Origin of the sequence: Methylotuvimicrobium alcaliphilum 20Z, from assembly GCF_000968535.2 — a bacterium.
Taxonomy (GTDB): Bacteria; Pseudomonadota; Gammaproteobacteria; order Methylococcales; family Methylomonadaceae; genus Methylotuvimicrobium; species Methylotuvimicrobium alcaliphilum.
The window spans coordinates 4,359,731-4,383,534 of the sequence record NC_016112.1; the positions used below are offsets into that span (position 1 = coordinate 4,359,731).

23 protein-coding genes and 1 tRNA gene are annotated in these 23,804 nt (G+C 48.4%); 14 read left to right on the plus strand and 10 right to left on the minus strand.

The features are described 5' to 3' along the window. The first annotated feature begins 205 nt into the window (after window positions 1-205). Window positions 206-412, plus strand: a complete 207-nt coding sequence (locus MEALZ_RS18520; protein ID WP_014150187.1) for a DUF6494 family protein — start codon at window positions 206-208, stop codon at window positions 410-412. A gap of 793 nt (window positions 413-1,205) precedes the next feature. Here the strand turns inward: MEALZ_RS18520 and MEALZ_RS18525 are convergent. The 5 genes from MEALZ_RS18525 to MEALZ_RS18545 form a co-directional block, all read right to left on the minus strand. Next, complete coding sequence (locus MEALZ_RS18525) at window positions 1,206-1,997, minus strand: sterol desaturase family protein (protein ID WP_014150188.1); 792 nt, start codon at window positions 1,995-1,997, stop codon at window positions 1,206-1,208. Then, window positions 1,985-2,674, minus strand: coding sequence for a TIGR04283 family arsenosugar biosynthesis glycosyltransferase (locus MEALZ_RS18530; protein WP_014150189.1), 690 nt, complete (start codon window positions 2,672-2,674; stop codon window positions 1,985-1,987). Before MEALZ_RS18530 ends, MEALZ_RS18525 begins: the two co-directional genes overlap by 13 nt. 420 nt (window positions 2,675-3,094) lie before the next feature. Next, window positions 3,095-5,074 carry a GumC family protein gene (locus MEALZ_RS18535; RefSeq protein WP_014150190.1) on the minus strand — a complete coding sequence of 660 codons (1,980 nt, stop codon included), beginning with the start codon at window positions 5,072-5,074 and terminating at the stop codon, window positions 3,095-3,097. Window positions 5,075-5,426: 352 nt separating this feature from the next. Further along, window positions 5,427-8,744, minus strand: coding sequence for a DEAD/DEAH box helicase (locus tag MEALZ_RS18540; protein ID WP_014150191.1), 3,318 nt, complete (start codon window positions 8,742-8,744; stop codon window positions 5,427-5,429). 471 nt (window positions 8,745-9,215) lie between these two features. Beyond that, the gene (locus tag MEALZ_RS18545; protein WP_014150192.1) at window positions 9,216-9,887 is read right to left on the minus strand and encodes a DUF3047 domain-containing protein; all 672 of its coding nucleotides are present in this window, start codon (window positions 9,885-9,887) and stop codon (window positions 9,216-9,218) included. Window positions 9,888-10,311: 424 nt separating this feature from the next. Here MEALZ_RS18545 and MEALZ_RS18550 point away from each other — a divergent pair. After that, window positions 10,312-10,398, plus strand: a tRNA-Leu gene (locus MEALZ_RS18550). A 608-nt stretch (window positions 10,399-11,006) separates the two neighbouring features. Here the strand turns inward: MEALZ_RS18550 and MEALZ_RS18560 are convergent. Continuing rightward, on the minus strand, window positions 11,007-12,008 hold the full coding sequence (locus MEALZ_RS18560; RefSeq protein WP_014150194.1) for a phage integrase: 1,002 nt from the start codon (window positions 12,006-12,008) through the stop codon (window positions 11,007-11,009). 304 nt (window positions 12,009-12,312) lie between these two features. Next, window positions 12,313-12,495 (minus strand): hypothetical protein, encoded by a 183-nt coding sequence (locus MEALZ_RS18565; protein ID WP_014150195.1) that lies wholly within the window; start codon window positions 12,493-12,495, stop codon window positions 12,313-12,315. A gap of 209 nt (window positions 12,496-12,704) precedes the next feature. Here MEALZ_RS18565 and MEALZ_RS18570 point away from each other — a divergent pair, with 209 nt between their 5' ends. The 6 genes from MEALZ_RS18570 (at window position 12,705) to fba (ending at window position 18,266) form a co-directional block, all read left to right on the plus strand. Beyond that, on the plus strand, window positions 12,705-13,160 hold the full coding sequence (locus MEALZ_RS18570; protein ID WP_014150196.1) for a ribbon-helix-helix domain-containing protein: 456 nt from the start codon (window positions 12,705-12,707) through the stop codon (window positions 13,158-13,160). Between the two features lie 130 nt (window positions 13,161-13,290). Further along, window positions 13,291-13,542 (plus strand): hypothetical protein, encoded by a 252-nt coding sequence (locus MEALZ_RS18575; protein ID WP_046061251.1) that lies wholly within the window; start codon window positions 13,291-13,293, stop codon window positions 13,540-13,542. Window positions 13,543-14,748: 1,206 nt separating this feature from the next. After that, complete coding sequence (locus tag MEALZ_RS18580) at window positions 14,749-15,918, plus strand: acyl-CoA dehydrogenase family protein (protein WP_014150199.1); 1,170 nt, start codon at window positions 14,749-14,751, stop codon at window positions 15,916-15,918. Between the two features lie 61 nt (window positions 15,919-15,979). Further along, window positions 15,980-16,300, plus strand: coding sequence for a class I SAM-dependent methyltransferase (locus MEALZ_RS23530; protein ID WP_223842329.1), 321 nt, complete (start codon window positions 15,980-15,982; stop codon window positions 16,298-16,300). A gap of 27 nt (window positions 16,301-16,327) precedes the next feature. Beyond that, window positions 16,328-16,792 carry a class I SAM-dependent methyltransferase gene (locus MEALZ_RS23535; RefSeq protein ID WP_332881507.1) on the plus strand — a complete coding sequence of 155 codons (465 nt, stop codon included), beginning with the start codon at window positions 16,328-16,330 and terminating at the stop codon, window positions 16,790-16,792. A gap of 460 nt (window positions 16,793-17,252) precedes the next feature. Continuing rightward, entirely contained in the window at window positions 17,253-18,266 is a 1,014-nt protein-coding gene (gene fba / locus MEALZ_RS18590; protein ID WP_046061698.1) for a class II fructose-bisphosphate aldolase, read from the plus strand. Between the two features lie 389 nt (window positions 18,267-18,655). On the opposite strand, the gene MEALZ_RS18595 is transcribed toward fba, so the two are convergent. Then, complete coding sequence (locus tag MEALZ_RS18595) at window positions 18,656-18,925, minus strand: Txe/YoeB family addiction module toxin (protein WP_014150203.1); 270 nt, start codon at window positions 18,923-18,925, stop codon at window positions 18,656-18,658. 2 nt (window positions 18,926-18,927) lie between these two features. Then, window positions 18,928-19,188 (minus strand): type II toxin-antitoxin system Phd/YefM family antitoxin, encoded by a 261-nt coding sequence (locus MEALZ_RS18600; protein WP_014150204.1) that lies wholly within the window; start codon window positions 19,186-19,188, stop codon window positions 18,928-18,930. A 213-nt stretch (window positions 19,189-19,401) separates the two neighbouring features. On the opposite strand from MEALZ_RS18600, the gene MEALZ_RS18605 reads away from it, so the two are divergent. From MEALZ_RS18605 to MEALZ_RS18625, 6 genes are all read left to right on the plus strand, one after another. Continuing rightward, window positions 19,402-19,650: a type II toxin-antitoxin system Phd/YefM family antitoxin gene (locus tag MEALZ_RS18605; protein WP_014150205.1), complete on the plus strand. Its 249-nt coding sequence runs from the start codon at window positions 19,402-19,404 to the stop codon at window positions 19,648-19,650. Continuing rightward, a complete protein-coding gene (locus MEALZ_RS18610) occupies window positions 19,640-19,939 on the plus strand; it encodes a type II toxin-antitoxin system RelE family toxin (RefSeq protein ID WP_014150206.1) in 300 nt (99 codons plus the stop codon). Before MEALZ_RS18605 ends, MEALZ_RS18610 begins: the two co-directional genes overlap by 11 nt. Before the next feature lie 99 nt (window positions 19,940-20,038). Beyond that, a complete protein-coding gene (locus MEALZ_RS23875) occupies window positions 20,039-20,248 on the plus strand; it encodes a hypothetical protein (RefSeq protein ID WP_014150207.1) in 210 nt (69 codons plus the stop codon). 37 nt (window positions 20,249-20,285) lie between these two features. Beyond that, window positions 20,286-20,534 carry a type II toxin-antitoxin system ParD family antitoxin gene (locus MEALZ_RS18615; RefSeq protein WP_198482315.1) on the plus strand — a complete coding sequence of 83 codons (249 nt, stop codon included), beginning with the start codon at window positions 20,286-20,288 and terminating at the stop codon, window positions 20,532-20,534. Further along, entirely contained in the window at window positions 20,534-20,830 is a 297-nt protein-coding gene (locus MEALZ_RS23990; RefSeq protein ID WP_014150208.1) for a type II toxin-antitoxin system RelE/ParE family toxin, read from the plus strand. Before MEALZ_RS18615 ends, MEALZ_RS23990 begins: the two co-directional genes overlap by 1 nt. A gap of 54 nt (window positions 20,831-20,884) precedes the next feature. Beyond that, a complete protein-coding gene (locus MEALZ_RS18625) occupies window positions 20,885-21,736 on the plus strand; it encodes an REP-associated tyrosine transposase (RefSeq protein WP_014150209.1) in 852 nt (283 codons plus the stop codon). A gap of 81 nt (window positions 21,737-21,817) precedes the next feature. Here MEALZ_RS18625 and MEALZ_RS21090 read toward each other — a convergent pair whose 3' ends face one another. After that, a complete protein-coding gene (locus tag MEALZ_RS21090) occupies window positions 21,818-23,728 on the minus strand; it encodes an acyltransferase family protein (protein WP_014150210.1) in 1,911 nt (636 codons plus the stop codon). Window positions 23,729-23,804: the final 76 nt, after the last annotated feature.

Below are 23,804 nucleotides of genomic sequence, written 5' to 3' on the forward strand. Positions count from 1 at the left end.
AACGGTCTACAACACATGCCAACTGCTCTTTTTAGGTTTATCAATGCGCACGTCAATCTCACGCGAGAGCCTTTCAACAGGCGGGCCACTTAATCATTCAGATAAAGCTTGATACCTATCCGTATTGGTGGTTTGATTGACGCTGGTCGATTTTCAGGGTCGGTCTTTCCCGACCGGTGTTTCTTTTTGATTTACGGAGGTTGCTATGAACGAAGATACTTTGAATATGGAAGTCAGGAAATTTTTGAAACAAGTCGGCGTCACGTCACAGCGAGAACTTGAGCATGCCATTGTCAAGGCCATTGAAACGGGCGAGTTGAAAGGAACCGAAACGCTACAGGTAAAGATGACCTTGGAATTGCCGGGCGTTCGGTTAACGCATACGATCGAAGATCAAATTAAGCTGGAATAAAACTATACCTGATTAGCAAGATGCTTCAGCTCTCGTCTTTATAGATTAAGTATAAATATACCTAATTGTGCAAAAAGTAGCGACCGAGCGCTAAATTGTTGTGTTGTCCGGAAAGGCTATCGGTGTTTGAGCGTTACTGGCTTCGATAGTCGCGACGAAGGCGTCGCTCCCACAGAGAGCTGCGGACGCTCTGTGGGAGCGATCCCCTGATCGCGATCTCGAGGCCGAGAGTGTTAAGTCACAATAAATGCTATCGAGGTCTCATTGCAGCAATTCCCAATTTGGAGATCAAAAAGGGCGTGGGGTATGCTTGGCGAGGATGTCGGCAGCAGGGCAGATTTTTGCTCCTCGGCAATTGCTCCTGCATTGCCCTACTACACGCCATCCTTGGCGTTTGAGCTGCCGCCAAGCCCCCATGGATGGGTTTACGGCGTTCCTCGGCAGGCATACCCCACACCCTAAAATCGGCGAAACTGCTCAAACTGGGAATTGCTGGTCTCATTGGTTAAGGTTGCAAAAGAGTAATTTTTGACTTATGTATAACGATGAGAGCTCCAGCTTGGGTAACCTGTTCAGGAAGCTGGAGCTTCCCGACAATCAAGAAAGATTGAACGAGCGAGTCGGGGTTGATTGAGAATGTGCGGAGGTTGTGTCGGTCTCAGGAAGCTGGAGCTTGGGAAATAACGTGATGTGGGTTAGCCGTTTTTAGCTTGACGCGCATGGCTTGCGAACCCCGTCCTGTTAGGGATATGCCGATCTTTGGGCTTTAGCTGAAGAAACACGATATCTCGCGTCACTCCCGGCGTAACGCGCTAAACGGCAAACGCAACAAGTTCGCGAGGCCGAGTTCTTCGGGATTTCTGAACGGCGCTAGGCCGATCGGCATGTCGGTTTGTGCTTGCTTGGGTTCGGCGCGGTAGGTGCCGCATAGGCGATCCCAGCAAGAAATCGAAAAGCCGTAATTACTGTCGGTTTCGACCTGTATCGTCGAATGATGAATGCGGTGCATGTCCGGCGTGACGATGAGCCAGCGTAGCATTTTGTCGACCCGTTCCGGGATGTCGACATTACCGTGATTGAACGTGGCCGCGCCGTTCAGGATAATTTCGAAGGCGATCACGGCCAGCGGGTCCGCACCGAGCAACAAGATCCATGCGATTTTATAGAGCATCGAAAAAACGATTTCCAACGGATGAAAGCGAACTGCCGTTGTCGCATCGAAGGCTATATCGGTGTGATGAATCTGGTGCAAACGCCATAACAACAGCCATTTATGCGAGAGCACATGCTGTCCGTAAATCGCAAAATCGAGCGCGATCAAGGTAACTGCGACAGCCGGCCAGCCTTGAATATCGAAAATGTTCAACAATCCCCAAGACTGCTCTTGCGCATAAACCGCGCTCAGATAGGCCGCTCCGCCGACCGTCAATCGCATCAGCAGCATGTTGAACAGAGCCAAGCCGATGTTGATCGGCCAGCGCTGTTTGCGGTCGGGCGATTGCTTACGTCTTGGTCGCAACGCTTCCCAACTGATCATGATCAAAAAAATGCCTAGCGCAATAGATAAGCGGATTACGGTTTCCATAATTTTCCTGTTCGGTAAAGATAAGCCAATGTCTCCGGATGACTGCCCAAAAAATAACGTAGCCTTAGACTCCACATCAATAGAATCGTTCGGTATAAGCCATAGCTTTCCCAGCGTCTGCCGGAACTGACGACATGATCGATTAGACACGCGGGGTTGCCCCATTTTTTCAAAGATTTGCTTAGCGCGATATCTTCCATCAAGGCGATATCGGGAAAGCCCCCCACGGAATCGAAGGCTTTGCGATGCACGAAAATCGCCTGATCTCCGGTCGCGATGCCGGTCCATCGCGAACGTAGATTCATTAGTGCGGCGATCACCTTCAACATGACATGACTACCGCTCAGACGGATATCGAAACGCCCCCAATATACGCCTTCTTTCAGCGCTTGAGTAATCGAGTTCAATGCTTGTTCGGGCAAGACAGTATCAGCATGCAAAAAGATCAAGACTTCGCCATGCGCATGCTTTGCCCCCCGATTCATTTGTTTGGCGCGGCCGACCGAGCCGGTTAATACAAGGTCGGCCAAGTCCTCGGCCAGCGCCACGGTACGATCGCTACTGCCGCCGTCCGATACGATGATTTCCGCATGTTCGCGTAAGTGTTGCAGTTTGCCAAGACACTCAACGATCGAGGTTTGTTCGTTGAGTGTCGGGATTATGATCGAAAAGTGCATGATTTATTTAGGATTTCGTAATAAATAACGTCCAGGAACTATGAGCTTTGTTGAGGGTTCGGTAACTCGCTTGGCAGGACCCAGCCCCTAAATTAGTAAAACTATTAACCATGACCGATGGGCTATGGAATTTAGGGGCTGGGTGAATACGTCCTTGCAGGCTTGACGGAGGTGACTGATTGCCAAGGATGGCATGAATGCAGATTTTGCATTACGCCATGGATGGCGTGTATTAGGGCACCAACAGTAGGCGCTTTAGGCGATGCAGGGCAGAAAAATGCTCCTGCATTTTCTGCATTCGTTACATCCATGTAACTTAGCAATTGCCGAGGAGCAAAAATCTGCCCTGCCGCCGACACCTGCCAATCGAGCAACCGAACCCTCCATAAAATAGGGAAGTTATTTACGACGAAATCCTTATCATTGCGCCGGCGGAAGCGCTTCCGTTTCCAAAGCCGGATGGATTCGGTTGATTTCGGTCACTGAAAGACCGGGGCGTAACGGCGAATAACGCCCGTATTCGACTAAATCGGCGGGCGCTATCGTTCCGACGATGCTTTCAAGTTCGGATAGCTTCAAACCTTGTCTTATGAGATACACGATATAGGTATGGCGAATGGCATCGGCATTGAAATCTTCGGGATGTGTCATGCCGGCATCGATCGCCGCAACGCTTATAATCGCGGAAAGATCGTCGATCGCTAGCGGGCTATCGGTATACCAGGCCGGAAATCGATGTTGCCCGTTAAAATAACTCAATAAACCGTCGAGCGGAATGGTTCTCGGTACGGGGCCGCTCAACCGGATTTCTCCAGCCTCGGCATCCAGATGCTCCGGAGTCAATGCCGCAGCTTCCTTCAATGTAACACCAAGCAATAATAAAGCAATCAGTTGCTTGCCCATTGTATTCGCTTCATTGAGCAACGCGCGTAAATCGGCATCCGACAATTCACGAGGCACTGGCGCATTCAGTCGCTGATGATTGCGGATTTGCGTGAGTCGTTCGGGCGAGACTTGCGGCAAGTCCAGCCGTCCGGTGCCAAACCCCAGGTTGGCGTAGGCCGACAGCGCCGATAAAGCATCGTCCGACTGCTTTTCGCGGGGCGGATGTAAAAATTCGGCTAGCCAAACGCCGAACAGTCCGAGCATGACTGACCCGATAACGATAATCAGTGTATCTCGGTTGTAATTCGGGCTGATGGGATCGCGGGCAAGAAAGGCTCGGTCAATCACGGTAACCTGAGGGTATTTTTCGACCGGACGCGTTTCGATTTGCACCAGTCGTTCTTGCGTTTCTCGATAAATTTTTTCGAGCCCATCGAGATCGGCTTTTAGGCTTTCATGTTGTGCGAAGCGTGAGCTAAACTCCGATGCCATGCGTTTGTGATCCTCGAGCTGTTGACGAATACGATCGAGTGTCATTTTTGCGGCTTGGTATTCTTGCATCGCATCGGTATGCACGATTCTTGTGCCGTATTGCTGCTTGGCTGCGATTTCCTTTTCGAGCTTTTTGATTTCCTCGGGAATGAATCTCATCGACGGTTGCCGAGCCAGGTATTCCCGGGTATAGCGTTTGTCGAATTCGGCCAGCTTTTCCCTGAGCTGTTGCAAGCGTTGCTCCAATTGATCCAGGCTGCGTTGATCCTGAGTCGGCACGACGGCTTGACCTTCTTCGATGGCCTTTTCGACGGCTTCGAGTCGAGCCTTGGCTTTGACTTCGGCCTCATTGGCGTTATTCAATGCCGCCGTTAGTCCGGTTAATTTGGCCAATACCGTATTTTCTTGGCGTTCGGTCGAGGCGATGTCATGTTCGTTCCTAAATTCGATCAGCGCGTTCCGAGCTTGTTCGATTTTAATTTCCAATTCACCCAACTCATCCTTGACGATTTGTATTGTCTTACCTTTGCTGCTTTCGATTTCCGCCGCTCTGGCATCCAAATATACGTCGATCCAGGTATTAATCAAGACCGGTAAAATCTCCGGCATTTCTCCTTCGGCCTGCATCTCGACCAACTGCGTGTCGGGCAACGATTGGACTTGCAAGATTTCCTTGACGTCTTCTAAAGTCAGATTGGCTTGCGGATACGTTATCTCGAGCCTCTTGAGCGTTTCATCCAACAGTTCGCGGCCCAGCAAAATTTGCCGCTGTATCGCGACATGTTGGATATCGGCGGTTTCCGAGACCTGATCGATCGCGGTCATTGCCGATGTCAGTAAAGTTGCAGTACTGCGGTATATTGCAGGGCGGCTGTAGTTGAAAGCCAAGCCGATGAGCAATGCGCTCAGGAATACGCCGAGAAAAATTGGTAAACGAGAGAGAAACCAGCGTTGGGGCGGCGTGCCAGGCGAGTAATACCCTGCATCATTGATGACTTCAATATGCGGCGGATAATCGTTCATCGTTATACTCCCTTTATACTCAAAAATTAGCTAACTTTGTGAAGGTATGGGGTGTGGCTAGCGAGGATGTCGGCAGCAGGGAGCTGCCGTCAAGCCCCCAGGGATGGGTATACGGCGGTCCTCGATAGACACATCCCATACCTTTTATTCTTAGACGGTTTTTCAATCAAAAGGAAGTAATGCCCGTTGTTTATGATGGATCTCGAAGATCACAGATTACACGAAGTTTGCATTTTTTAAACGGTTTTGGCTGGCGCCGTCGTTCGTTTCGCCGGCTGCAAACCCCAGCCTGCCAAGATATCAAATATTTTCGTGTGTTTCGTAGACAAAATGTTTTTTATTGGATCAATGCCTACGACTGTACCGGATCGAATAATGCAGTCAAATCCTCCGAAGTCAGATTAAAACCTTGCTCGTTGTTTTCCTGATAAACTCCGGACGCCAATGCACGCTTTTTTTCCTGCAAGGCAAGAATTTTCTCTTCGACCGTGTTTTCAGTAATCAGTTTATAAACGAATACCGGTTTGTCTTGACCGATTCGATAAGCCCGATCGGCGGCTTGGCTTTCCACCGCGGGATTCCACCAAGGATCGTAAATAATCACGGTATCGGCTTCGGTAAGATTTAAGCCGACACCGCCCGCCTTAAGGCTAATCAGGAATACGTCGACTGTGCCGCCGGTAAATAAATTAATCGCTTCGTCACGGTTTTTAGTCTGGCCGGTCAATTTACTATAAGCAATTTTCCGGGTTTTCAATTCGGTTTCGATGAGCGCGATCATCTTCGTGAATTGCGAGAATACCAAGATTCTTCGGCCTTCCTCAAGTAACTCGGGCAGCAATTCCATCAATAGATCCAGTTTAGCCGACTGTTTGACTTTTTGAGCCTCTTTCAAGTTTAACGTTCTCGGATCGCAGCAGGTTTGGCGCAGTTTCAGCAAGGCATCCAATATCGTAATGTGACTGCGCGCCAGCCCTTTTTGCGCGATCGCATCGCGAACCTTTTTCTCCATGGTCAAACGGATGCTCTCGTATAAGGCGGCCTGTTTGGTGTCGAGCGGCACCGAACGGATCATTTCGGTCTTCGGCGGCAACTCCTTGGCAACCTCTTGCTTGGTCCGGCGCAGTAAAAAAGGTTCGAGCCGGCGCGACAAGCGCTTGCGTTGCTCATAGTCGCCGTGGGTTTCGATCGGCGTACGATAGGTGCGCTTGAAAAAAGCGCTGTCGCCGAGAAAGCCCGGCATCAAGAAATCGAATTGCGCCCATAATTCGCCCAAGTGATTTTCCAGCGGCGTGCCGGTTAAACATAATCGATGATTCGCATTGATTCTTCTGACGATGGCCGATGCCTTGGCCTTGGGGTTTTTGATAATTTGCGCCTCGTCGAGAATCAAATAATGATAATCGGGCTCGGTCAGCGCCTCCTCGTCGCGCGGTAGCAAAGGATAGGTCGTCAGCACAATATCGAAATCGTTGATTTTATGAAAATGCTGTTTTCGGTCGACACCTTGTAGTATTAATACTCTCAAACTTGGTGTAAAGCGCTCGGCCTCGCGCCGCCAATTGCCCATCAGACTGGTTGGGGCAATGATTAGACAGGGAGCAGTCAAACGTCCCTGCTCTTTTTCCAGTTGGATATGCGCTAGTGTTTGAATGGTTTTACCGAGCCCCATATCGTCGGCTAAAATTCCCGCGAATTGATATTCGCGCAAAAATTGTAGCCAATTGAGCCCCAATTGTTGATAGTCGCGCAATTGCGCATTCAAGCCTTCGGGCGGCACAACGTTGGCGATACCTTTGAAATCCCGTAACTTCTTAGCGACTTCGCGAAGCGCCTTACCGCCTTTCAGGCTGAAAAGGCCGTAACTATGCGTTTCCAAATCGGCTAATGCGACCGCATTGAAACGAGATAGGGTCAATACGCCCTGGTCACTGTATGTACCTGCATCGAATAACTCGAACAAGATATCCAAAAACGGCTTAATACGCTCCGACGGAATGTTTAAGTATTGATGCTCGCCCATCGGAATGCTCAGCATTTCGGGTAATTGGTCGCCTTTAAAATTTTCCAAGACCGGCATGATCAAAGGCAAAAGCGGTAACGACTGACCGTCCACGTTAATATTAAAACGCATTTCAAACCAATCGTTACCGCTTTCGTCGATTTCAGCATTCCAAGTATCGGCTTCTTGGAATTTCATCAAAAAGCTATCGTTAATTTCAATTAGCCAACCGGCTTGTTCCAGTTCGGGAACGGTATTTTGCAAGAATGAACCCCAACGAACCGCTCCGCTCGCGTCAGAGGGCTCCGTCTGTGCCGTCATGACAAATTCCGTGTTGCCGGGCCAATCCATCGAACGAAAGCCTTGATCGGTTAAGCGTTGAATCGCCTCGGATTCGGCAGCCTGGTCGCGTGCGATACGCAATAAGCCTTGTTCGGTTTTAATCACTTCCCAAACATGGCGTTCCGGTTCGGCTGAAGCATTATCCGTTTTCGAATAAAAACTGTGCACTTGATTTTTTTCGAGCGTATGCGTCGCAAAAATATGCCCGGCATAATCGAAACCGACCGTCATTGCATGGACATAATTCGACGTCGTAAATTGCGTACCGAACAATGTCAGTACAGGGCGGGGCTTTTGACCCCGCAACTCAACGATTTCAATCCTGCGCGGCGGCGGTAAGGGTAATTCGGGATGTTGAAGCGTTAAACGCTCGCTAAACTCTTCGGCGGCTTCGGCGGGAATACGCGGAATTGTCAGAATTTTTTGCAATTGTTGAAAATCGATTCCATGTATATTCAAAGGCCCGATTAAACCGTTTGCAGGGTCCAGATACATCGGCGGTTCGGTCAAGATTAAAATAGCATTATGTTCGATGGTCAATACCAACTGAAAATCGCCATTATCCTGCATGAGCCATTCGAAATTTAAATCGCGTAATTCGCCGTTCCTTATCGCCGGTTCATCCAATGATTGATAAAACAAACGTTCGGTTTTAACGGCTTGAGTCAGAACCAAATAACCGGTTGCGCCGTTAATGATCGGTACGCCTTCATAAGTGCTTGGTAAAGCGGTGATTAAACGGATAAGTTCTTCGTCGCCTTCTTGAAAATAAGTGTTTGAAGCATACCCATAGCGCAGATTATTGACTGTAGTTTTACGGCCCTTGGATAAGCCGCCGGTTTTCTTTTCACGGGTAATCGTCAAATCGAGATTGAACTCCCCTTTTTTCGAGGCCGGCAGCAGGGTATAGGCAAGAAAATCTTGATAAGGCGATTTGGCGGATGTTTGTTTGTTAAGTGTTTCGAGCCAGCCCAGCCAACTGGAGGTACGGTTACCGGTTTTTATCGGCATGTCAGTCATGTCATTGCGGTATTTAAGGCAAACCGCCGCGACATGCTTACAGTTAAAATGCATCGGACAGGAACAATAACCGACGATTTCAACATTATTGAATTTGTCGTTCCAGGTGACTTTTATATTTTGTTGATAATAGTTGCTACCGCTCCCTTTGACCGTAGATTTCAATTGGACATGCCAGTCACTCTCTTCGGTAATGTTCATTTTCGATACCATGCCGCTTTGGTAATAGCTGAGCCCGCGCGTATAAGCGGAGTCGCCGCATTCGTAACGGATATCGGAGCTTAAAATCTTCTTTTGATCGGTCATTGCTACGTCTGAATAAAGTCGGCAAACCGGTCATTATATACTTTGCGCGAAACAATGCCGATGCGCGGTTTTATTTTTGGCGTTATAACGAAATGAATTTTTTCTATACCTTTGTAAGTATTCAGACCCCTTTGGCAAATTACCGCAATATTGTCCTCCTCCTTTGAAAAAGGGGGATTTATTTAAACAATCTCCCCTAGCCCTCTTTTTCAAAGAAGGGGGACTGAATACTTAGTAACGATCATGAAATAACATCGACAACTTCTGGGAGGGGGGTCGGTGGCTCGATTGACAGGTGTCGGCGGCAGGGCAGATTTTTGCTCCTGCAAAATCTGCATTCATGCCATCCTTGGCAATCAGTCGCCGCCGTCAAGCCTACATGGAAGTATTCACGGCGTCCTGTCAAGCGAGTCACCGAATCGCCGCAAAGCCTACTACTTGTAGCAGTTATTTTGTGCATATTCCTTACAATCAATCCCGGGAGAAATAGATGTCCCCGTAATAAGCCTCGGCGCTGCCGCCGGCATTATCGGTATCGGTCATCAATGCCACGGCATCAATGTAGCGAATAGGTTCGCCGAATTGCGCTTCCAAATCGCGGAGTACATTACGTTTTTCTTGATACCAAGTAGCGGTTTGATCGTCAGCCGAACGCAAAGCGATCATCATCGCATTACTACCGGCAAAAGCATTCGGCCAAACCTTGCCTTTCGGCGAATTGCCGGCCCAAACATAATTGATCGCCCGCGTTCGCCAGAATGCCCAGCCGCCGCTAACCACCACATAGACACGAGCCGCATAATCGTCGCCGGACTTACTTTGCTCGTCGATCTTTCCCAAACGGTTTTCGATGCGCCATCGCCAATTCAAATAAGGCGTTTTTTGAAGATCGATACGCTGTTCTTTAAATAAACCGGACGCCGCCCGATCGCTCTTCGCTCTTAATACGCGAACATCATCCAACAACTCGATCGTATAAAGCGTAGTGCCTTTAAACGATTTAGGTTTCCAGCCGGCAAGGCTGCCGGAGGAGAATTCACCGACCACAAGCCGGCTTGTATCGGCACAAACCGAGCCAAGCCCCGAGAGTGTAGCGATTAACAAGCAACGGATAAAAAACGAACTCAGAAATGATGAATGCAAAACGTGTTCCTCAAGTAAAAGTATTGATTTCAAACGTATCTCGAAACCAGGCAATGGCAAAACGGAAGAACGTTACAAGTAGGCGCCAATTTAAGGAAAAACGCGTCATTACGTCAGGAATTAGCGGAATCAAGGACTACGGATGGCTATGCGTATCTTCAGATCCCATCTAATCTGGATATCGGCAATCCTTAGCGAGATAACGAATAAAGCCGCAAATGCACTATAGAATAGGCATTAAGTTGGCGCTTATGAAAACATTCTACATTGCGAATTCGAAAAATATCGTCGTTTTATCAACTTGCCCGTAAGCGTATCTTAATAAGAAAAATCCGTTTCGCTAGAAACAAAACGCAAGTAAAAAAATACTGGCGAATTCCGTCCGGCATAAGGTACAATGCGCAGCTCTACGACATCCTTAAATGCCTGGGTGGCGAAATTGGTAGACGCAAGGGACTTAAAATCCCTCGGGAGCAATCCCGTGCCGGTTCGATTCCGGCCTCAGGCACCAACAAAAACAACGACTTACATAATGACACGTTGTCGCATCTTTTTGAAGGTGTCGACCAAGTGTCGACAAAAAAAGTCAGACCTGAAAAACTCCGCCGAAAATATTGGACCGACCTGTCGCTTGATAACTATATCAGGCTTGAACGTTTGGCTGCTCAAAATGGTACTACCACTTATAAAATGGCAAGCGCTATAGTAAGCGCCTATCTTTTGGGGGGTTTGGTTCGGAAGGCCGATTGAGCTTATGCCCTCTCGCCGTCGCCGTCGGTCGTTGCTTTTTGGGGGCACAGGCAGGGCGCGCGGTCAAGGGCGCTTAGCGTTCATTTACCCTTGACCGCGCGCCCTGCCTGTGCCCCCCTTAGATAACGTCCGGCGGCGTTGGCGAGAGGGCCATGCTCTTGAGCCCGAGCCCGAGGGAGTGTTGCGCTAGGGATTGGAGAGGAAATCAATCATTTTTAAGCGTTACAGCCAGTTAGTTAAAAACCTTTGGAGCAAAGCGGAAAAGCGTTTTTAGCTTACTGGCTGTTAGCTTAACTATGATTGATTGGATCGGAAAGCCCGTCCCGTAGGGAGCGCCTAACAAACAACAATGAAAAAAAGCAACAACAATCAAAATATTTTTGCAAAAGGGCTTAACTCCCTCGCCTTTTCTAAATGATCGGGCGATAAGTGCGCGTAACGCATTGTCATGGTTAGGCTTTGATGCCCTAAAATCTTCTGTAAAGTCAAAATATTGCCACCGTTCATCATAAAATGAGAAGCGAATGAATGCCTTAGAACGTGCGAACTCTGCCCTTTAGGAAGAATTATTGACGTTCGCTCAATGGCGAACTTAAAAGCCTCAATACAATTACAAAATAAAGCGCTGTCGTCGTCCAAACCGCTTCCGTGATCGATCAAACGCTTGGTCAAGCCCTCCGGTATAGGAACGCAGCGCGATTTACCGCTTTTGGTGCCGTTAAAGCTTACGGCATTATTTCGAATATTACGCTTAGTAATGCCGATGGCTTCAGACCAACGCGCACCAGTAGCAAGGCAAAGGCTAGCAACTAACAGAATGTCGCGGCTGTTGGACTTTTCGAGCTCAATGAACAATTCTTTAATTTGCTCGGTCGTCAAATAGCTGAGCTCCTGTTCGTCAATCTTGAATTGGCGAAGCTTAGCGGCCGGATTTTCCTTATTCCATTGTCCTAGCCGGATCAACTCATTAAAAGCGCTCCTGACATAGGCGATTTCGCGATTAACGCCGTTAGGCGTAATCCCTTCGGCTAAACGTGCCGTTCTATACTCGCTAAGCATCTCTGGCGTAACCTGGTGGCCGTAAGGGTCGCCTAGCCTTTCACAGACTAATAAAAGCCTTCCGAACGTGTTTTTTTCCGCCTTGAGCGATTTCCCGTGATGATCGTGCCAAAACCGCATAAGATCGGAAAGCCGGCGAAAGTCTTTCTTGTCGGGCTCCCAATCCGGGTTCTTAATGATTTTGGTTTTAACGTGCGCTTCCCATCGTAAAGCCTCGGCTTTCGTCTTAAAGTTTTTGCGAAAGCGTTTGCCGCCTCGTCCTCCTGGTTGAATGTCTGCCAACCAACCGGACTCTGTTTTTTTGATTGCCATTTAAGTACCTCACAAAAATTCGCGGCGGTCGAGGGTGCGATGCATTGGACGCGCTTTGGAACATCGATAAAGTTCGGGTGAGCGTTAGCGAACAATACCAGTGAGGCGTAATCGAAGCCAGGCGAGCCCCTCGACCGCCGCCGCGAATTTCTTTTAGCTTTTTCTCTCGTTCTCGGGTCTCGTTTCCTCTTTTTGCTTTTGGGGGTGGGACGCCTCTGTATCACGTCACAATGAAAGTTATAGGACGCTCTGTTAGAGCTTGTTAAAGCTCTTTTGAGAATCCTATAACCTGACTTGTGACTGTTTATTTTTGGCAATCCTTGAGCTTTTCTAGGCTCTCTTTGAGTTGATTGTTTACGACCTGTAAAAGCCCTGTTAGGTGGCTTGCATCAACGCCTTTAGCGTTTATACAAAGCATTTCGATGCTTGCATACGCATCTAAAAGGGTGTCTAGTTCGTCGCGTACGTCTAAAAGTGGTTTGCTCATGGCGTTAAATCCTGTTAAATTATGTTAAAGGTTGTTAAATGTTGTTAAGGTTTGATGCATAATAGTTTAATCAGCCGCAATGAGCAAGCATTATTTCTTGTTAAGTTTTAACATGAAATAACAAGAAAAAGGCATGTCTTGTTATCTATTAGCAATTGCTGTTAACAAATAATAAGTAATAATAAGAATTAACAGGTTATAATGGTCGAATGAGAAAACCGGCGAAAAGATTAACTAAGGCGCAATTAAAAGAGCTTAAGGCGGTAATTTTGAGCCTTAATCCTAACTTGGCACTTGATGCTGTCATAACGCTTTCAAATCAGTTTGAAATGTGGCAAGCCTATCAGCAAAGAAAGTATTTTCTTGTACGTGAACCGATAGACTTTATTGAAGAAACGGTATCAATTGATTTTAGCGCCTTGGATGACCGGCAAGGGCAAGATGAAAAAAGCGAGGTTGAATTGGTGAAAGTTAACAAACAAGCGGAACCGGAAAAGCAATCCAGGCGAACGCGCGGCAAGGGCAATAAACCGGCGAAAAAAGTAACATCAATTGCTATTGATCCTGATGTCTATGCCAAGCTTGAACTAAAGGCTGAGGCTGAGCAACGTTCTATTGGGGCGATAATTCGTCTTGCGATCGGTCAATATCTGGAAAATACGTAATTACAGTAATTACGTAATTACGCTTAAACCGATGAAAAAGGGGGAAAAAAACTGTCAACAAAGTGTCAACGTAAACCAGCGAAACACAAGAAAAATAAGCTTAAACCACTAAAAAAGAGAGTCTAACATTATGAAAAATCAAGAAAATCAAAATATTGAAGAAAATTCCGAGGGTCTTAAAATCCCTCGGTGGCAACACCGTGCCGGTTCGATTCCGGCCCCAGGCACCAACGAAAACAACAAGTTACGAAAAATAAGCTTATTAGCAAAAGCTAATAATTCGGGTTTTGTCGCAAATTTGTCGCACTTCCAAAAAAAACCACTCCCTCTTACCCGCACACGCTGCCGGTTTATTGCTCCCCATTTTTTGGCAGCTTTTTAGCTCCTGGAATTCCAGGAACATTACTGATTATTGTCTGATTATCTTGTTTATAGATGGGTAACGATTAACTTGCGTTCCGCCTTGCGTCAAAAGGGGTGGTGTTTCACTACCGCCTTTGTAAACCTCGTCTTGTTTTAATAAAGTCCTCGTTATGGGGTATTCGTCCTATACCCCATAGGTGTTTACCCATTGTAAAGGGCTGGGGGTCAAAAAAGGGGCAGCTTGAATTAATAATCCAACCTGACCCCCCTTTTTTATTTTTGCTAAATTGCCGGCTTCGCTGATTTATGCGATCGGCGGCAACAAGCTCGAACAAATCACCACGCTTTAACCTAAATTCGGTAGTTTAACTATGAAGCATATGAAGTTAATGAAGTATTTCAAGAAATTACCTAAACATTCTCGCTAACTTTTTTGGTGAGCGAAAGCTCTATAGCAAGTTGTTGAATTAACTTCTTATTCTTCATGATATTCATGGTGAAATGCTTTTTCTAAGTTTAAGAAATATTCTTGCAAAAGCCCGAAACAAAGCAGTATTCAATAGGTTGAACGCAGGCCAAATCCAATCGACGCAAACCGCACCAGCAATTCAGCCAGACGCGATGTATACCTTTCGTACTTCAAATTTCGGCAGCGCCTTAGGAGGCGCCGGGGTGCTACTCCCTTTATACTCAAAAAATGGTTAACTTTATGAAGGTATGGGGTGTGTATATCGAGGACCGCCGTGAACCCATCCATGGAGGCTTGACGGCAGCGATCGAACGCCAGGGATGGCGTGGATACGGATTTTGCATGGAGCAAAAATCTGCCCTGCTGCCGACATCCTCGCTAGCCACACCCCATACTTTTTATTCTTAGACAGTTTTTCGATCAGAATCGATATTCACGCCATCCATGGCGCCCGCAAGGGCTTTGCCTGCATGGGGCTGGCATAGAACCTACAGGGATGTATTCCTTCAGCACCTAAATTCCATAGCCTATTGGCTATGATTAATTGTTTTAGATAGTTTAGGTGCTGAGTTAACGGCGTCCATTGACGGACATCCCGGTGCCGAAATTTGATCTACGATGGGTATGGCGCCACTATGGACACCGCAATGGATTGCGGGAACCCGTCTACATTTTGGTTTTCGATAACTCCCAAAATTCGTAAGGTTTTTTGTATAATGCCTGCCACTAGACCGACGGACAACCCAGGAGATATCAATGACCGCGACTGAAACCTTTCTCGAAGCCGTTCGAGACATAACGCCGATCATTCGAAAACACTCCGATGCGGCCGAGCGTGAACGGAAAATGGCCGAACCTGTTGCGCGAGCGATGCAACAGGCCGGTTTGTACCGGATGTGGCGGCCGAAGGTGTTCGGCGGATTCGAACTCGACCCGGTCTCCGGTTTCCGCATCATAGAGGCCGTTTCGCGCATCGACAGCGCGGCAGGCTGGAATCTGCAAATCGCCGCCGCGCACGATCTGTTCGCGCCGTGGTTCGGCGATCAGGCCGCGCAGGAAATCTTCGGACGCGATGCGATTCCGGTCGGCGCCTTCAATCCGGCGCGCAAGGCCGTTCCGGTCGACGGCGGTTATCGGATTTCGGGGCGCACGTCGTTCGTCAGCGGCGCGCATCATGCGACAGTGTTTCTCGGCTTCGCGAACGTGCACGACGGCGATACGCTGCGCGTCGATTCAAACGGCATGCCCGATACGCGTCTGATCGCGGTTCCGGCCAACAAGGTCAAGATCATCGACAACTGGAACACAATGGGCATGCGCGGCAGCGGCAGTCATGACGTCGAAGTCGACGACGTCGTCATTCCCGAACACTGGGCCGCGCCGTGGGGACCGTTGCGCAATCCGGGCAGCGCTTATACCGGTCCGTTGTACCGGTTGACGATTTGGCCCGCGATCGCGGCATTGGTCGCGCCGGCGCTCGGCATTACACACGCGGCAATCGACGAGGCGATCGGTTTGATCGGTAACAAGATACCGGCCTACGGTTCGACGACCTTGATCAAGCAAAGCCTCGTGCAATCGCAACTGGCGCGGGCCCAAGCGAAATTCGACGCGAGTCGCTCCTACTTTTTCGGCACATTCGACGAAGCCTGGAAGGAAGCGCTTGCGGGCAAACCGATTACGCTACAGATGAAGGCCAAGTTGCAGCTCGCATCGACTCATGCCGTGCTCGAATGCGCGCAGGCGGTCGACTTGATTTACGAGATCGCCGGCGCTTCCGGAATCCGCGAGGACTACGGTTTCGCACGGCATTTCCGGGACATTCATGTCATCACTCAACACGGTTTTCTAAACGCGAGCAAGCTCGAATCGGTCGGGCGAATCTTGCTCGGACTCGAGTCGGAATGGCCGTTTTTCAAATTTTGACGTCCGGCCACCTTTTTTCCATTCTTAAATCCAGCGAGGCGAAAGCAATATGGAACAAACGATGAACGAACTGATGAACCACACCGCCGACATGGGTCAGGCAGAGATGTTTTCGAAGGCGTGGTACAACGAATATTTCCGGCGCGCGGCCGAGAGTTCGGCGCATGCGCGTTTCTGCGAGGCGGTGTATGGACGCGATTTGTGTCAGCACGGCATGATGGACGTCGACGAAATGGCATTTCTGGCCACGATGCTCAAACCCGGCGAGAAGATCCTGGAAATCGGTTGCTCGAACGGTCATATCACCGAGCAGCTTCACGAACAGGCCGGCTGCGAGATATTCGGCCTCGATTATGCCGATGTCGCGGTTGAACAGGCGTAACGAAGAACCGAAGACAAGCGAGACACGCTGAATTTTCACTGCGTCGACCTGATTCGCGACGAGCTGCCGGGCGGCGATTACGACGTCATCGTCGCGATCGACTCGATCTATTTCATGGGCGATTACGGGGCGATGCTGCGCAAGCTCAACGCGACACTGAAACCCGGCGGGCGCATGATCGTCGCGGCGTTCCAGGTCAAGGAAGAGGGCGATCCCTATACCATCCTCGAGCCGGGTCATACCCACATGGATCAGGTGTTGAAAAGTTTATCTTGGGACTATGAGCAACACGATTTCACGCCGAATGTGCGCAATCACTGGATCAAGAATTACGAATATTCGCATAGGCTAAAAGCCGATTTCGAGGCCGAAGGCAACGCCTTTCTATGTGAGGCCCGCATGGCCGAAAACGGCTGGTTCAAGGATCATGCCGAACGGGAAACGCTGGTGCGCTATATTTATCAAATCGAATACAACCCGGCGGTGATCTGACGGGGTATTTCAATTGAATCAAAAGGCTATGTTTGCGTTAATAGTTTGATACCCTATGGAAGCTCTTAAAAAATCCAGAGTCAGCGTAAAACAAAAGTATATAACTCTGAATAACTTACTTTTTCAAAATCATGCCGGTGGTTGAAAGGTGGGTTCGGTTGCTCGATTAACAGGTGTCTGCGGCCGGGAAAGCCACCGCCAAGCCTACATGGACGTATTTACGGCATCCTGTTAAGCGAGTAACCAAACCCTCTACCACGCACGCTGTATTGGAAAGAAATTATTTTTTGAATATTTCCTAAATATCTTGTTTAGCAGGCAAGAGACCCTTCAACTGCTAACGCGAACATTGCCAATCAAAAAAGGTCGAGTTGATTTAACAATTAAACTCGCCTCTTTTCCGCAAGCGTTGATGTCGACACTTAACACGAATCAAAAACAAATCGAAGGAGAGCCGCTCATGGCTTTAGTCTCATTACGACAACTGCTGGATTATGCCGCCGAACACGGTTTCGGCATTCCCGCATTCAACATCAGCAACATGGAGCAGGTCCAGGCCATCATGCAGGCGGCCGATGCCTGCGACAGTCCCGTGATCATGCAAGGCTCGGCAGGCGCCAACCGCTATGCCGGAGAAGTGTTCTTGCGTCATTTGATCATGGCTACCGTCGAACAATACCCGCACATTCCGGTTGTCATGCACCGGGATCATGCACCATCCCCGGACATCTGCGCCCAGGCGATCCAATCGGGCTTCAGCTCGGTGATGATGGACGGCTCCTTGCTGGAAGATATGAAAACGCCGGCCTCTTTCGACTATAACGTCGACGTGACGCGCACCGTCGTCAAGATGGCGCATGCCTGCGGCGTGTCCGTGGAAGGCGAAATCGGCTGCCTGGGGTCTTTGGAAAACAAAACGGGACAGGCGACGAATCGCTTGTTGACCGACCCCGAAGAAGCGGTCGAATTCGTCGAACAAACACAAGTCGATGCGTTGGCGGTAGCCATCGGCACCAGCCATGGCGCCTATAAATTCAGCAAACCGCCGACCGGCGAGGTCTTGGTGATCAGCCGTTTGCGCGAACTGCAACAGCGCTTGCCGAATACCCACTTCGTCATGCACGGTTCGAGCTCGGTGCCGCAAGACTGGCTGAAAGTCATCAACGAATACGGCGGCGACATTCCGCAAACCTATGGCGTGCCGGTCAATGAAATCGTCGAAGGCATAAAATACGGCGTTCGTAAGGTCAATATCGACACCGATCTGCGCATGGCCTCCACGGGCGCGATTCGCCGCTATATCGCCGATCCGACCAACGCATCGGAGCTGGATTCTCGCAAGATATATCAGTCGGCCAGGGATGCAATGCAAGCGCTTTGCCAATCACGCTACGAAGCGTTCGGCTCGGCCGGACACGCGGGTAAAATCAAAGTCGTGCCATTGCGCGATATGGCGAAGCGCTATCAAGGGTAAGAACACTTTGAGCGATAGAAGCCAATTTAGCGTTTATTCAGTCATTCAGTCATAGAGAAACCATCGCAATATTATCTGGAGAAACGGGTAACCTGTAGAAAAGCAGCAATTCCCAGTCTAAGAAGTTTCGCCGTGTTTAGGGTGCGGGGTATGCCTGTCGAGGAACGCCGTAGACCCATCCATGGGGGCTTGACGGCGGCTCCCTGCCGCCGACATCCTCGCCAAGCACACCCCGCACCCTTTTTTATCCTCAAATTGGGAATTGCTGGTAGAAAAGGGGCGATTTGAATTATCAATTTAACCTGACCCCTTTTTTAGAAGTGGCTACGACTGGCCACTACTCGGACAGTTGACTTCGGCAAGCTGAAGCATCTTGCTAATCAGGAAAGTTAATGACGGCTCTCGTAATGAAAACGGCAAGCGATAATGACTAACTCTGTATCGGTTGCCCGATATACCAGGCGGTTTGTATCATCTATGCGTCGTGACCAGTAACCGGATAAATCGCCACGTAGCGGTTCGAGCTTTCCGATTCCGGTAAACGGATCGCGCGCAGAGGCTGTAATCAAGAGGTTTAACCGCTTGAGCGTTTTGTTATCCTGATGTTGCCAGTACAGATAATCCTCCCATGCATCGGGAACAAATCGAATGGCACGCATGATTAATCACTAGGGTGTAATTGATGTTCTTGCGCCTGTCCCGCTTTGTCTTGTGCGATGGCTCTGGCTAATGCCGCCGCGTTCGCTGGATTACTAGTCAGGTGCAATGTCTCCATGATGCTGTTGTAGCTATCCAGCGACATCACCACTGCATCACCTTCTGCATCACGACGACTGATAATGATAACGTCAGCATCTTTTACTACCTCATCCAATATAGACTTGAGAGCATTGCGTGCATGGGAGTAGGTAACGACTTTCATACTTGCCTCACTTGATCATTAAGTTGTACAAGTATAGACAAAAGGAACGGCAATTCAATAGCGCATTATCAAGAGGAACAGAATAAATTCATCTTTAACGATCGTATTCACGCGCCAGCTTTGCTAGCCGCGTGCAATTGATTGCTATGACTTTACAAGACCTATTACCAGGGCTAATATTTGGCCTCATGATAATTAACCCAAGGTATCTCCATGACGCATCAAATCCTTACTGACGTGGCTGCCAGCATCTCCGAACTAAAAGCCAACCCCATGAAGATCGTAGCCAGCGGAGAAGGCATGCCCATTGCCGTGCTTAACAGGAATGAGCCTGTGTTTTATTGTATCCCCACCAAAGCCTATGAAGCTATGATGGACCTTATAGAAGATAAAGAGCTACTGGAAATTGCCAGGAGCCGCATGGACGAAGAAAGCATTAAGGTTAACCTGGATGATCTATGAGTTAGCATTTAAGAAAAGTGCCCTGAAAGAATGGAAAAAGCTCGGTCCCAATGTAAGGGAACTTTTCGCTAAAAAACTTAAAGAGCGGCTTTCCAGTCCACATGTTCCTTCTACAGCAGTTAGCGGAGGAACAAACCTGTACAAAATCAAACTGCGTCAACTTGGATATCGGTTAGTCTATTCAGTATCAGATACTACCGTCACTGTCACTGTCCTTGCCGTCGGAAAAAGAAATCGAAATGAAATTTATGATTTGGCTCTTTCACGCGAGAAGGCCGAAAAGCCATAACGCCCGAAATAACCGGCGTGCTTTAGCGGTCGCACCGGCCATTTATTTCAAGGCCGCTACAAAGCGATACTGGTTGATGCCGAAAGTTACCTTCTAGAAATGACGCGTTATGTTGTACTCAACCCGGTCCGGGCCGGAATGGTGGCAACGCCCGGAGACTGGTTATGGAGCAGTTATCGGGCAATGATCGGTGAAGCACCGACACCGATAAGGTTGGCGACCGGTGGCTTGTTGGCTCAGTTTTCAACTCGGCCATTAGGCGCCAAGAAATGGGGAATTGATTCGGCTCAAGGAAGTGGTAAGATATAATCATACTTTTGCTTTATGAGGAGCACCAGGAATGAGCATGCACCGGAAAACCATCACGCTGACTGAACAGCAAGACGACTGGGTGAAAGCTCAGATTAAAAGTGGTCACTTTGGCAATGATAGTGAGTATATCCGCGATCTCATTCGAAGAGACCAGCAGGCCAAGGAACGTCTTGCCACCCTGAGGCAGGCGCTCGCTGATGGTGAGTCAAGTGGGAAGCCTAAACCGCTGGATATATCGGCTATCAAAGCGGCTGGTCGTAAACTGGTGAAGGCGGCTAGTTAGTGCTTAAGCTAAGCGTCACGCCGAGGGCGGAATCTGACCTGACCGGAATCTGGCTGTATACTTGCGAAGAATGGGGGACTGATCAGGCTGATAAATACCTGGATCAGCTTGAGGCAGGCATGAAACAGCTGCTTAGCTATCCATTGCTTGGCGCTGACTACGCTCATGTGTTTCCTGGGTATCGTAGATTACAAGTAGAGCATCACGCAGTTTTCTATCAAGTTCTAGAGCCGGAGGTGCTCGTTGTTCGTGTGCTGCACGAAGACATGGATGCCCCTCAAAGGCTTCTGGGTTAGGGAGGATAGGGGTCAGGTCTATATTAGTAGTGTTGTTTAATATATACTTTGTTCATGACCAGACCCATTAGAATCGAATTTTCAGGCGCACTCTATCATGTGACCTCCCGTGGCGACCGCCGTGAAAGCATCTATGAAGATGATGAAGACAGAGTTCAATTCCTTGATGTTTTGAAGCGTGTTATCGAGGATTTTAACTGGGTTTGTCATGCCTATTGTTTGATGACTAACCATTATCATTTGGTCATAGAAACGCCTGACGCCAATCTTTCGAAAGGTATGCGGCAATTAAACGGTGTTTTTACACAAACATCGAATCGCCGTCACGGCCGCACCGGCCATTTATTTCAAGGCCGCTACAAAGCGATACTGGTTGATGCCGAAAGTTACCTCCTAGAACTGACGCGTTATGTCGTGCTTAATCCGGTCCGAGCCGGATTGGTGACATCGCCCGGAGACTGGTTATGGAGCAGTTATCGGGCAATGATCGGTGAAGCACCGGCACCGATAGGGTTGGCCACCGATGGCATATTGGCTCAGTTTTCAACTCATCGCAACACGGCAATAAAGCGCTATAGGGAATTTGTCACACAAGGGATGGATCAGGAATCCATCTGGCGAGAGCTAAAACGTCAAATATTCCTCGGTGACGACACATTCGTATCGCAGATGCAGGAAAAAATTAAAGGGAAAAACAACGATGTAAATTTTCCAAAAGCACAAAGACGAGCGCCCGCATTGCCATTAGCCGAATACCAAAAACTTTCTGCCAGCCGGAACGAGGCGATCGTGTCGGCCTATGCCACTGGGGAATATAGCTATCAAGCAATAGCGGATTATTTTGAGCTGCATTTTACAACCGTCGGTAAAATTATCAGAGCAGCAAAATCAAAAAGAAGGCTATGAACCTAGACCTGACCCCTATCCTCTACTCTGTTCCCACGCCGAAACGTGGGAACAGAGGGGGTGTGAATAATTACACTTGAATTAAAGCCACCGCCCTGCCTCTGATTGCGCTACAAAGTCGGAAAACACCTTTCTAACACCAAGAGTCGTGAGATGATTGGTATCCCTATATAACGGCAACATCGATTCGGAATGGCCATTAAAACAGTCTAGCCGTCCGCAAGCAGAATTAATCAGTGTTAAAGCTTGATTGAAAATCACGAAATTATCGGCCTCAGCGATTGTTTGTATTTTATTTTTTAACTTTTTGTGGCTTGCATGCCTAAGCGCTTTCACTCTCGATATCTTATTAAGGACAGCCGCCTTGGTTGGCTTGTAGTTAAAATAAGGGCGTGAAGTAAAATAAAATACTTTGGCTCCGCTATCCATGAAACGATCTAGCAAATCGGTCAACGACTCAATATTGTTATCGACTTCGCCAGGCGGAAGTTTGGCGATGTGTGCGTTCATCGCGCTGATAAAGATTATGAAATCAAAACCGATCTCTTCAACAGAACGCTCTAATAATTGCCGTGCTTTCCCGCATTCGTTTTGGTGTCTTGCAAAGTGTGACTCAATAAAGGCACATCCTCCCACAGAAATTTGCCAGGCCTCTAAATCGTTGGCTAAAACCAAATCCATGAATTTTGTGGAGTAGTCGGCGCTATGAGAATCGCCTACTAATAGTATTTTCTTTGAATCGGGTCGGTCGGTTCTCTTGCAAAGGCTAGCGCGCTCGGAAACGCATGCCGCACCATTGAGACTATTTATGGGCCGGTGCTCGATCCAGGTATTGGCCAAATAGTTTTTTGGAAGATGAGTTAAAGACATGCGCTCGTAAAAGCCTTTCATTAAATGCCCTGTGATGCCGAATATAAAAAATAAACTGCTAACAATGGCGCCGGTTGTAAATAGTTGCTTACGGCTAAAGAAATGTTTGTTTCTAAAAGGATTTTCGACATATTTCCAAGTCAAGTATGCCAGCACTATTGCGGCAGCGGATAACATGCCGAGCGTAAGTTTATTCGGTTCATCGAGACTGTTATGCCGAGCAAAAGCAAATAAAGGTTGATGCCACAAATAGGCGCTGTAGCTGATTAGTCCAATACCGACAAATAACTTATTGCCAAGAAATTTTCCGGCTAGCGTTTGTTGCGTAACGCATGTAATGATTAGAGCAGCGCCGACTGTCGGAACCAAAGCGTACAGACTTGGAAAAGGCTTTTCCTCATCGAAACCGAAGATTGCATAGGCAATTAGCAATAACCCGAAAACGGCGCCGATTTCTCTTAGTGTTCTAGTGAGCTTGGGTTTGTTCTCTCTGGAAGCATGGAACGCAACAAAAGCACCCATTAGTAGCTCCCATGCCCGAGTCGGTAATAAATAAAATGTGGCCAGTGGTTTTGCGGTCGAGCCCCACTGGGCCGCGATTAAGCTGGAAACGGCAACAATCGAAAGCGTTATCAAAACCCAATGTTTACCTAAGCGCCAAATAAACAGCAGAAATAGCGGAAAAAAGAGGTAGTATTGTTCTTCAACAGCCAAACTCCATGTATGAAGCAACGGTTTTAACTCAGCGGTCGCGTCGAAGTAACCGCTCGTCTGCCAAAACAATAGGTTCGACGCAAATGCGGAAACAGCCACAAGGCTTTGCGAGTAGTTTTTCATGTCTTGCGGCAGTAACCATAACCAAGCAAAGGGCAGGCTGGCGAACAGAACGACAAATAAGGCTGGCCATATTCTTCGCGCCCTGCGCTCATAAAAGTTGACGATGCTGAACTTGTCTTGTTCGAGCTCCGACAAAATGATGGAGGTAATCAAATAACCGCTAATGACGAAGAATATGTCTACGCCGACAAAGCCTCCGCTGAATGATTCAAATCCGGCATGAAATAATATAACTGGAACGACAGCAACAGTTCGCAAGCCGTCTATTTCGGCACGATAACGCATTTCGAGGATTGTGGTTGTGTTGAAGAATTGACTCCATTCGTCGCGAAAAACCGTTCAACTTTGATGAAGGCGCGGG

Bases quoted from the DNA above. Each gene is read 5' to 3' on its own strand.
- MEALZ_RS18520 (WP_014150187.1), top strand. From the start codon at position 206: ATGAACGAAGATACTTTGAATATGGAAGTCAGGAAATTTTTGAAACAA.
- MEALZ_RS18525 (WP_014150188.1), bottom strand. From the start codon at position 1,997: ATGGAAACCGTAATCCGCTTATCTATTGCGCTAGGCATTTTTTTGATC.
- MEALZ_RS18530 (WP_014150189.1), bottom strand. From the start codon at position 2,674: ATGCACTTTTCGATCATAATCCCGACACTCAACGAACAAACCTCGATC.
- MEALZ_RS18535 (WP_014150190.1), bottom strand. From the start codon at position 5,074: ATGAACGATTATCCGCCGCATATTGAAGTCATCAATGATGCAGGGTAT.
- MEALZ_RS18540 (WP_014150191.1), bottom strand. From the start codon at position 8,744: ATGACCGATCAAAAGAAGATTTTAAGCTCCGATATCCGTTACGAATGC.
- MEALZ_RS18560 (WP_014150194.1), bottom strand. From the start codon at position 12,008: ATGGCAATCAAAAAAACAGAGTCCGGTTGGTTGGCAGACATTCAACCA.
- MEALZ_RS18565 (WP_014150195.1), bottom strand. From the start codon at position 12,495: ATGAGCAAACCACTTTTAGACGTACGCGACGAACTAGACACCCTTTTA.
- MEALZ_RS18570 (WP_014150196.1), top strand. From the start codon at position 12,705: ATGAGAAAACCGGCGAAAAGATTAACTAAGGCGCAATTAAAAGAGCTT.
- MEALZ_RS18575 (WP_046061251.1), top strand. From the start codon at position 13,291: ATGAAAAATCAAGAAAATCAAAATATTGAAGAAAATTCCGAGGGTCTT.
- MEALZ_RS18580 (WP_014150199.1), top strand. From the start codon at position 14,749: ATGACCGCGACTGAAACCTTTCTCGAAGCCGTTCGAGACATAACGCCG.
- MEALZ_RS23530 (WP_223842329.1), top strand. From the start codon at position 15,980: ATGAACGAACTGATGAACCACACCGCCGACATGGGTCAGGCAGAGATG.
- fba (WP_046061698.1), top strand. From the start codon at position 17,253: ATGGCTTTAGTCTCATTACGACAACTGCTGGATTATGCCGCCGAACAC.
- MEALZ_RS18595 (WP_014150203.1), bottom strand. From the start codon at position 18,925: ATGCGTGCCATTCGATTTGTTCCCGATGCATGGGAGGATTATCTGTAC.
- MEALZ_RS18600 (WP_014150204.1), bottom strand. From the start codon at position 19,188: ATGAAAGTCGTTACCTACTCCCATGCACGCAATGCTCTCAAGTCTATA.
- MEALZ_RS18605 (WP_014150205.1), top strand. From the start codon at position 19,402: ATGACGCATCAAATCCTTACTGACGTGGCTGCCAGCATCTCCGAACTA.
- MEALZ_RS18610 (WP_014150206.1), top strand. From the start codon at position 19,640: ATGATCTATGAGTTAGCATTTAAGAAAAGTGCCCTGAAAGAATGGAAA.
- MEALZ_RS23875 (WP_014150207.1), top strand. From the start codon at position 20,039: ATGACGCGTTATGTTGTACTCAACCCGGTCCGGGCCGGAATGGTGGCA.
- MEALZ_RS18615 (WP_198482315.1), top strand. From the start codon at position 20,286: ATGCACCGGAAAACCATCACGCTGACTGAACAGCAAGACGACTGGGTG.
- MEALZ_RS18625 (WP_014150209.1), top strand. From the start codon at position 20,885: ATGACCAGACCCATTAGAATCGAATTTTCAGGCGCACTCTATCATGTG.
- MEALZ_RS21090 (WP_014150210.1), bottom strand. From the start codon at position 23,728: ATGCGTTATCGTGCCGAAATAGACGGCTTGCGAACTGTTGCTGTCGTT.